Source organism: Actinomadura sp. 7K507 (assembly GCF_004348425.1).
In the GTDB taxonomy this organism is placed as follows: domain Bacteria; phylum Actinomycetota; class Actinomycetes; order Streptosporangiales; family Streptosporangiaceae; genus Spirillospora.
The window spans coordinates 1-7,992 of the sequence record NZ_SMKK01000330.1; the positions used below are offsets into that span (position 1 = coordinate 1).

Sequence of the window (7,992 nt, forward strand, 5' to 3'; positions counted from 1 at the left end):
CACCTCACCCCGCCCCGCTGACCGGAGCCCGCGAGAACCCCCGGACGAGGCCGTCAGGGGCCGGAGGCGTCATCAGCTCGCGCAGATCGCCGCACACGCCTTCCGGACGCTGAGGCGCTCGACCTCGCGCACCGGCCGACACGTGATGCCCCAACCCGCCCTGGCAACGCGGCTCGCATGACAAGAAAGACTCGCAAGGTCGGCGGCCACTTCAGCGGGCGTGATCGAGGTCATCGGCGCAGCCTCCGGAGCAGTCGCCGGGTCAGGTGCACCAGGTCCGGTCCCAGCAGGTAACCCGCCATGGCTCCGAAGAGGAGGCACACCGCCCCGAACAGGAGGAGCAGCCGCACGATCTGCGCGAACTCGCTTCCCATCACGGACGGAGTCCGAGGTGAGCCCCAACCGTTCGCGCGATCGCGTGGGCGGCAATGGCCGGGGCGTTGGCGGCGCTGATCGTGTCGCTGGTGCCAGCCCAGGTGAACACCCAAGCGCCACCGATGAAGTCGGCGCTGATCTCCGTGAACCGGCTTGGCAACTCGGTGTTGATCACGTGCAGGACGGGTGTGCCGCTGCGGGGGACGATGCCGCACGACATCCCGCCACGCTCGCGCACTGCCTCATCGAGAGCGGTCAGGAACGGGCGCCGCCCGCTCATGGCCGTCAGATGATCAATGGTCATCGTCGTGCTACCTCCCGTCGAGGGTCTTGCTTGGACTGCCGGTGCGGGGCGCGCGTGTGAAGCCGTCCAGGGGTGCTGGGTGCTGGGTGCTCGGGCTCGCGACAGTGGGCGCGCAGGCCGCTACGGGTGCATCCGCGTCCAGATCCACTTGCCGCCGGCCGGGTCGGCGGTGACTCCGCACTTGGCGGACAGGGCTTGGATGATGTGGAGACCCCAGCCGCCGTTGTCGTCGAACGCCTCCTCGGAGAGGTCGAGGTCTTCGAGGGTGAGTTCTGTCATCGGCTTGGCTCTGGGCAGCTCGTGGTCCCTGTCCCAGACGGCGATGATGATCCCGTAGGGGTCCCGGCTGAGCTGGAGGCGGATCTCCTCGTGCGTCGTCTGGCGGGCCGCGTTGGTGACGAGTTCCGAGACGACGAGAAGCGCGCTGTCGAGAATGTGGAAATAGTCCCATTTGCGGATTCGTGTATCCACGAAAGTGCGTGCTAGCCCCACTGCGGCCGGTGTGCCCAAAAGGGGCATGACCGACTCTTCGGTCGCCGTCATCGCCATCGTCCTGTCCTTGCCCGAGGTTCCGATTTCCTGTGGCAAGGATCACGCGCGGGCGTTAATCTCGCCTGTATCAATAAAAATTCAAAACACGGAGGTCCGGTGAAGATCGTCCGAGAACCCCTCGACCCCAAGATCTCGATGTGGCACTTCCTGGCCTACTACCTGCGATTTATGCGGGAGAAGGAGGGGCTGTCGCTGGCCCAGTGGGGGAAGATCATCGGGATGGCTCGATCGAGTGTTTCAAACGTCGAAGCCGGGCGGGCGAAGCTCCAGGTTGACTACGCGCGGCGCCTCGACGTGAAATTCGAGACTGGCGGGCTCTTCGAGTTGCTGCTGTGGTACGCCCGCATGGCGCACGACCCGAACTGGTTTAAGCAGTACAGCCAGTACGAGCGTCAGGCGGCCGAGATCAAGGTCTTCCACGGGCAGTTGATTCCGTTGCTGCTCCAGACCGATGACTACACGCGGCGGTACGGTCGGCTGAGTACGGCGAAGGACCGCGAGGCAGTCCTTGCCGGACGGATCGCGCGAAAGCGGGCCATTTTGGAACGAGAGGACCCGCCGTACATCTGGGCTCTTCTGGACGAGGCTGTACTCGCGCGACGTGTCGGAGGAGCCGAGGTCATGAAACCTCAGCTCGAACACCTTCTCGAAATGGGTGACCGTTGGAACGTGATCCTTCGGATCGTTCCGTTCTCGGCCGGGGAGCATGAGGGTTCAGACGGATTCTTCCAGCTCATCGGTCTCCACGACCGCGACATCGCCTACGCGGGCGCCCACGGAGGCGGACGCTTGATCGAGATGCCCAACGAGATCAAGGACGTTGTTGATAGTTTCGAACGTATCGGCGCAAAGGCAGACTCTCAGGACGCCTCGCGCAAACTGATCAAGAAGTACTTGGAGAGCTGCACATGACCGTCCAGTGGCGCAAGAGTTCGTACAGTGGCTCCGCGAACGACGACGTGTGCGTTGAGCTGGGACGACTTGCGCCAGGGGCCGGGATTGGGGTGCGGGACAGCAAGGACCCGGGCGGGGGACATCTCACCTTGTCCGTTGCGGAGTTCGCCGGTCTGATCGAGCAGGTCAAGCGGCACCCGGCCCGCTAACCCGTCCCGTCCGGCCTGACCTTTGAACGCGCTCCGGCACCCCCCACCCGGTCAGCGCCGCTGTACCTCCATTTGTGGGGTGCGACGCGTGGGAAGACGTTCCGGGCGTCGCGGCGGCGTCATGCCGTGATGGAGCGCTCGATGTGGGGGCGCAGGGCCGCCTGGAGTTTCTCGGTATCGGGTTCTTGAAGATGGTGCCGCCGGAGTCCGCCTTGTAGACCGCCGGGCATGATTCGGCGCCCGGCGCGTCGATCCGGCCGACCGGCTCGGCGCTCTCGGCCTCGTACAGATGGACGACGTACGAGGCCTTCAGCAGCGAGACTTTCGTCGCATGGTCAGGGTCGACCGGAGTGCCCAGGGAATGCCAGTACAGGCATTCGCGAATTTCCTTCTGTGGAACGGTGGTGTCCTGGTAGACGCAGGCGACCAGCTGGGGGCCAGGGGGAGCGCCGCCCTCGCCCGACTTCCACTGGTCGGGGACGTCCACGTTCCCGACCTGGGCATACCGCAGGTTGAGCGCCACCGGATGCGGGCCGTCACCTCGATAAGGCTCGCCCCTCTCCCCGTACCGGGTATCGGACCGTGCTCCGCCGCCGGGACGCTCGGGGCAGAACTCGTACTCGGACGCCAGGGGCGTGGACGGGTCGTCTAGCATGCCCGCCAGTTGAACGCCGCCCAAGGTCGCCGCGACGCCGACCCCTAGGACGGCGAACGCCCAACGATCCGACCTGCGCATGCCGACCATTGTGCAGGGGTGAGCGAGCATTCGGGGCGTCAGCAGGCTGACCCGTGAGTGAGAACAGGTCTGTGGGGTCTCGCACCGGGCGCTGGACGGTCGGCCGCTTACAGCGCTTCGGAAACCGTCCCGGACGTTCGCCGGGGGAAGACGATCGCGAACAGGACGGCGCCCAGCCCGACCGCACCCGCCGTCCACCCCGTCCATTCGGGGACCCTGCCCAGCGTCACGGAACTCGCGGGCTGCACATGCAGTCCGGCGGTGCTGGCACGATTGCCCAAGACGCGCGCGTCAAAGTGGTATGCGTTGTCTGCCGCCGCCGTCGTCGAGCGGAGGGTGCGGTGCTCGGCCCGGGACATGGTGACCCCACCGCGCACCGTCTTTCCGTCCAACGTCCAATGGCCCGCACATGTGTAGCCGGACATGGTGCAGGTCCAGTCGTGGGGAATGGCGACGCTGGCCGGCTCGCCGTACTTCCAGACGTATCCGGGCTTGGCGCGCTCGATCGAGCCGATGATCGCCAGCACTCCTGCCGACAGGCACGCCCCGACCAGGACCACCGCCGCCGCGATGCCCCACCGGTCGGCCACGGCACCGGCCGCGAGGGTGACCGGCGCCAGCGTGAACACGCCGATGAACCCCAGCAGTACAGAAAGCAGGACCAGCCCGACGAGCCGTCCTCCAGGGTTCGCCAGCAAAGCCCACTCTGCGAGCACGACCAGCAGAAGGCCCAAGGGGACAGTCCACAGCAGGGTGCGTTCCATGACCCTTCCCCCCTGCGATCCGCATGCTCTGGCGACGCTGGTGACTAGCCGAAGCCAGGCGCTCACGGTAGACCATCACCACTAGCCGCCGCCTCCCCGAACCACAGCCCGGCCAGACCCCGGTCCGGCGGCGCGGTGCCCGGCCGGGTGGCGCCGTCCGTCCGGGCGGCGGGGGACCGTCGCGCGACCCTCGCCCCGAGCAGGGCGCCCACAGCCGGGGACGTGCTCCTCCCACGGCAGTTCGGCGACGACGGACCAGCCCGAGCCCGCCCGCGGACCCGCCTGGACGGTGCCGCCGAGCACGCGGGCGCGCTCGCGCATGCCGGCCAGGCCATGGCCGCCGCCGGGCGAAGCCTTGGGCACGGTCCGGGCGCCGTCGTCGGCGATCGACAGCCTGAGCGCACCGGGCCCATAGCGGATCTCGACGGTCACGTGCGCGCCCGGCGCGTACCGGATGGCGTTGCTGAGCGACTCCTGGACGATCCGGAACGACGCCAGGTCCACGGTGCCGGGCAGCGGGCGCGGCGTTCCGGCGACGGCGCTCGACACCATCAGCCCCGCGCCACCGGCGGCACCGACCAGCTCACCGAGCCGGTCGAGGCCGGGCTGTCCGGCGCCCTCGTCGCCGCCGCGCAGCAGCCCGACGATGCGGCGCGTGTCGGTGAGCGCCGCGCGTGCGCCGTCCCGCACCGCCTCAAGCGCCTGCCTCGCCGCATCCGGCAGGTCGGGGACGGTGCGCAGCGCCCCTTCGGCCCGCACGAGGGTCAGGGACATGTGGTGCGCGACGGTGTCGTGCAACTCCAGCGCGAGGCGTGAGCGTTCTCGCACCGCCGCCGGGTCGTCGCCGTACGCGTCCGGACGGCCGGGGGGCTCGGGTCTCGGACCACCCACGGGCCCCGTCATCTGCCCGGCCCCTCCACTGGCCGGACCGGTGCCCGCCGCCGATGGTCGTCCGGTGGGACGCCGCGGTGGTCGGCGGTGGGTTCGACGGTATCTCGTGACCATCGGGATCTCCTCTACATGAGCGGGGGGCGGGGCGGACCTTCTGCGAGGCGGCGTGTTCACCGCCGTCCAACCCCGACACGGCACGGGCCGTGCCGGTCTGCTGATGGTCAGCGTGGCGGACGTGGCGGATGCTGTCAACACGGCACGTGCCGTTCCACTACGGTGGGCGGCATGACCGACCACCGCGCCGCCCGCTCGGCCGACCGGACCGAAGCGATCATGCGGGCCACACTCGACCTGGCCCTAGAGGCGGGCTATGCCAAACTCAGCATCGAGGCCGTCGCGACCCGGGCCGGTGTCGGCAAGCACACGATCTACCGCCGCTGGCCGTCCAAGGGCATGCTTTTCCTCGACGCGGTCCTCAGCATGAACACCGAGGGCCTCGCCCACCGCGACACAGGCGACATCGTGGCCGATACGCGCGAGGTGATGATCAAGGCCACAGAACTGCTGACCGGGCCGCCGTGGGCCCCGCTGTACCGGGCCCTCCTCGGCGAGGCCCAGCACGATCCGAAAGTCGCCGCAGGGCACAAGGAGCGCTTCATCCAGCGGCAGAGCGACGACTTTCTGCGCCGCCTCCAGACCGCCAAGGACCAGGGGCAGATCGCCTCCGACTTCGACCTGGAGCTGGCGATGGATCTGCTCTCGGGCGCCCTGTACTACCGGTTCTTGTGCACCCAGGAACCCATCACCCGCGACTACATCGACCGCGTCCTCAACGCGGCCTTCACCGGAATGGCCCCAAGACCCTGAGCACCAGCCGGCATTCGAAGACCACCTCCACCTCGCGCCGCCGCACAGAACCCTCCGCCGGGCGCGGCGGCGCCACTCGCTCGGGCTGCCCCCACCACATGCCCCACCGACATGCCCATCTACCTCGCCGTGTTCGCCCGCGTCGTCGGCCACATCGGCGTCACCAGTGCCGGAAACCTGCCGGGCTGGGCGGCTCGTGCAGACCGTCCACGTCGACAGGGTGAAGAGATCAACACCAGTCTCGACGTTCCTCGGGGTGCTCGCCCCGCTGACGCAGTCCACCGCGCCTTTTGTGCGGACGCCTACGAGTAATAAAATGTAGCGTTCCAGGCATTTTTGGATCAAAAGGGTGGCACAGAATAGCCCACGTCGGTTGACCGAAATAAAAGGGCGCAGTGTCGAAATAGTCGATCTTGAACGTCTTCCGGAACGGCTTGCGCCACCCGCCTGACGGGTGGACCATCGAGTGCGGTGTGCGATGCGTTCACCGGACCGTGATTCCCAAGAGGCTGGCCATGCCCCAGGAAACGACCGACGTACTACTCGTCCAGCCTCCATTCTTCCGGCTTCTGGGATCGCACAACGATCGCGGCCCATTGGAGTTGGCGTATCTCGCGCGCGCCCTCGGTGATGCGGGGGTATCCTGCGCCGTGCTCAACCTGGATTACTCGGGCGCCGGGGTGCACTGTTCCTGGCGCGACCTCTTCGCCCGTTCGACGTTGCTGGAGCAGGCCGTCACCGGTGCGTCCCCGCTGCTTTACGAAGCCGCGGAGATCATCATCGGTCGTGCACCTGACGCCGTCGTCCTGGCCGCGGGTGACTCCCTCACACCGTGGGTGGACCTGGGCAACGGATGGTTCGCGGCGCTGCTCGCCCGCATACTCCGCAGGGCGGGGCTGCGAGTGCTCGGCACGGGAGCCCGCCTGGAGACCGCGGTCCCGGATGTGCGGCGGTCGTTCGACGAGATTATCGCTGGGCTCCCCGCAGCCGCCGCGGCCGCACGCATCCTGGGCAGGCCCATGCGCGAGATCCTCGCTGCGACCGGCCCATCGCTGATTCCTGACATCGCGGCCGATGAGTCGGGTTCCCGGTACGACGTCGTCATGACCGCCACCGGGTGCGTCCGCCGTTGCTCCTTCTGCGACGCGGCGCGGCAGCCGTTCCAGCGAATCGACCCCCGCGCCGTGACGCTGGATTTGGCACAGCGGGCAACGGACCGTCTCGACTTGGGGGACGCGATCCTGCTGCCGGACGAACGACGCCTTAGCGCGCTGGCCGAAGCGATCGCCGAACTCGGAGGGAGCCGACGCTTCTGCTTCGCGGCCGAGTACTCGGTGGACCTGGTGCGGGAACGGAGCCTGCGGCTGCTCAGCGGCTTCGGAATCACCGAATTGAAACTCGGCGTCGAGTCCGGCGACACCGCTTCGCTGGCCGCAATGCGCAAGGGGCACGGCCGGGGCGGGACGCTGCGCGCGGCGCGAATGATCCGGGAATTCGGGTTCGACCTCACCGTTTACGTCCTGCTCGGCGGCCCCGTCCCGGACGTCCGCGGGGCGGCGCTCCGGACCCTCGACCTGTGCAACGCGCTGCCCGCCACGGATTTCGTGGTCAACGTCTGGGCCTACAACAGGCCCGGCGCGCACCCGGCCGATTCGCATTTTTCCGGCCGGCTCGCCGAGGAATACGGCATAGCCGATCTGCTCCCCGACTTCTTCGCGCTGCAACCCGACCACAAGCAGTCCATCGGGAGGATCGTTGACATCGACAAGCCAGGGCCTTGGCGTGACCGCGCTGAGCGCGATTGCTCTCACCAACCAGGACAAGGCTCTCAGACAACTCAACCAGTGCATTGAGTCCCGCCCGGACGACGTGCTGGCCTTGTACTTCCGGGCTCTGATCTGGGCCTCGAAGCAGGAATGGCAGGCGGCCATCGCCGACTATGAGGCGGCGATCCGGCTCCGGCCGCAGGACCCGAGCCTGCATTTCAACTGCGGGGTGGTCGCATGGCAGGCCGGTGACCCGGCCGCGACGGTCCGACATATGCTGCGCGCTCGTGACCTCGATCCGACCTGCGAGGGTGCGCACTACTACCTCGCGCTGGCACGACATGCGCAGGGCCGGACGCTGGAGGCGCTCACACTGGCTCGCCGGGCACTGGAGTTGCGGCCGACCGAATGCTCGATCGGCGCCCCCGAGTTCGTCGGCCTGATCGACATGCTCGAATCGACACTTGACCGCAGATGAGGGCACCAGAGGAGCCGGTTTCCCCGGTGTGAGCTTCCCCCCGGAGCACGGACATCTGATCTGAGGTCACCGGCGATCATCAGGAAGGATGTCCGCCATGCCCTCACCACACCCGCCCGAGTTCCGCCGCCGCGCGGTCGAGCTGGCCCGCCAGGG

The 7,992-nt window shown here is 68.0% G+C and carries 11 protein-coding genes; 5 read left to right on the forward strand and 6 right to left on the reverse strand.

The features are described from left to right. Window positions 1-230: 230 nt before the first annotated feature. The 3 genes from E1285_RS46110 to E1285_RS41210 form a co-directional block, all read right to left on the reverse strand. Window positions 231-374: a hypothetical protein gene (locus E1285_RS46110; protein WP_165966978.1), complete on the reverse strand. Its 144-nt coding sequence runs from the start codon at window positions 372-374 to the stop codon at window positions 231-233. After that, window positions 374-679, reverse strand: a complete 306-nt coding sequence (locus tag E1285_RS41205; RefSeq protein ID WP_132160080.1) for a hypothetical protein — start codon at window positions 677-679, stop codon at window positions 374-376. Before E1285_RS41205 ends, E1285_RS46110 begins: the two co-directional genes overlap by 1 nt. A gap of 120 nt (window positions 680-799) precedes the next feature. After that, the gene (locus tag E1285_RS41210; RefSeq protein ID WP_165966979.1) at window positions 800-1,150 is read right to left on the reverse strand and encodes an ATP-binding protein; all 351 of its coding nucleotides are present in this window, start codon (window positions 1,148-1,150) and stop codon (window positions 800-802) included. 177 nt (window positions 1,151-1,327) lie between these two features. Here E1285_RS41210 and E1285_RS41215 point away from each other — a divergent pair, with 177 nt between their 5' ends. Then, window positions 1,328-2,143, forward strand: coding sequence for a helix-turn-helix transcriptional regulator (locus tag E1285_RS41215; RefSeq protein WP_132160084.1), 816 nt, complete (start codon window positions 1,328-1,330; stop codon window positions 2,141-2,143). After that, window positions 2,140-2,334 carry a DUF397 domain-containing protein gene (locus tag E1285_RS41220; protein ID WP_132160086.1) on the forward strand — a complete coding sequence of 65 codons (195 nt, stop codon included), beginning with the start codon at window positions 2,140-2,142 and terminating at the stop codon, window positions 2,332-2,334. The genes E1285_RS41215 and E1285_RS41220 overlap by 4 nt, the downstream gene beginning before the upstream one ends. On the opposite strand, the gene E1285_RS41225 is transcribed toward E1285_RS41220, so the two are convergent. The 3 genes from E1285_RS41225 to E1285_RS41235 form a co-directional block, all read right to left on the reverse strand. After that, the gene (locus E1285_RS41225) at window positions 2,312-3,070 is read right to left on the reverse strand and encodes a hypothetical protein (protein ID WP_132160088.1); all 759 of its coding nucleotides are present in this window, start codon (window positions 3,068-3,070) and stop codon (window positions 2,312-2,314) included. The two genes, E1285_RS41220 and E1285_RS41225, sit on opposite strands and share 23 nt — an antisense overlap. A 107-nt stretch (window positions 3,071-3,177) precedes the next feature. Further along, a complete protein-coding gene (locus E1285_RS41230; protein ID WP_132160090.1) occupies window positions 3,178-3,834 on the reverse strand; it encodes a hypothetical protein in 657 nt (218 codons plus the stop codon). A gap of 81 nt (window positions 3,835-3,915) precedes the next feature. Further along, entirely contained in the window at window positions 3,916-4,737 is an 822-nt protein-coding gene (locus E1285_RS41235; RefSeq protein ID WP_243723415.1) for a sensor histidine kinase, read from the reverse strand. Window positions 4,738-5,010: 273 nt separating this feature from the next. Here E1285_RS41235 and E1285_RS41240 point away from each other — a divergent pair, with 273 nt between their 5' ends. The 3 genes from E1285_RS41240 (at window position 5,011) to E1285_RS41250 (ending at window position 7,836) form a co-directional block, all read left to right on the forward strand. Beyond that, window positions 5,011-5,592 (forward strand): TetR/AcrR family transcriptional regulator, encoded by a 582-nt coding sequence (locus E1285_RS41240; protein ID WP_132160093.1) that lies wholly within the window; start codon window positions 5,011-5,013, stop codon window positions 5,590-5,592. Between the two features lie 515 nt (window positions 5,593-6,107). Continuing rightward, window positions 6,108-7,445 (forward strand): radical SAM protein, encoded by a 1,338-nt coding sequence (locus tag E1285_RS41245; RefSeq protein WP_132160095.1) that lies wholly within the window; start codon window positions 6,108-6,110, stop codon window positions 7,443-7,445. Further along, window positions 7,375-7,836 carry a tetratricopeptide repeat protein gene (locus tag E1285_RS41250; protein ID WP_165966980.1) on the forward strand — a complete coding sequence of 154 codons (462 nt, stop codon included), beginning with the start codon at window positions 7,375-7,377 and terminating at the stop codon, window positions 7,834-7,836. Before E1285_RS41245 ends, E1285_RS41250 begins: the two co-directional genes overlap by 71 nt. Window positions 7,837-7,992: the final 156 nt, after the last annotated feature.

What these genes read in the sequence shown, in the direction of transcription:
- E1285_RS41240 (WP_132160093.1), top strand. Translation starts at nt 5,011, where the DNA reads ATGACCGACCACCGCGCCGCCCGCTCGGCCGACCGGACCGAAGCGATC.
- E1285_RS41230 (WP_132160090.1), bottom strand. Translation starts at nt 3,834, where the DNA reads ATGGAACGCACCCTGCTGTGGACTGTCCCCTTGGGCCTTCTGCTGGTC.
- E1285_RS41245 (WP_132160095.1), top strand. Translation starts at nt 6,108, where the DNA reads ATGCCCCAGGAAACGACCGACGTACTACTCGTCCAGCCTCCATTCTTC.
- E1285_RS41235 (WP_243723415.1), bottom strand. Translation starts at nt 4,737, where the DNA reads ATGACGGGGCCCGTGGGTGGTCCGAGACCCGAGCCCCCCGGCCGTCCG.
- E1285_RS46110 (WP_165966978.1), bottom strand. Translation starts at nt 374, where the DNA reads ATGGGAAGCGAGTTCGCGCAGATCGTGCGGCTGCTCCTCCTGTTCGGG.
- E1285_RS41220 (WP_132160086.1), top strand. Translation starts at nt 2,140, where the DNA reads ATGACCGTCCAGTGGCGCAAGAGTTCGTACAGTGGCTCCGCGAACGAC.
- E1285_RS41205 (WP_132160080.1), bottom strand. Translation starts at nt 679, where the DNA reads ATGACCATTGATCATCTGACGGCCATGAGCGGGCGGCGCCCGTTCCTG.
- E1285_RS41225 (WP_132160088.1), bottom strand. Translation starts at nt 3,070, where the DNA reads ATGCGCAGGTCGGATCGTTGGGCGTTCGCCGTCCTAGGGGTCGGCGTC.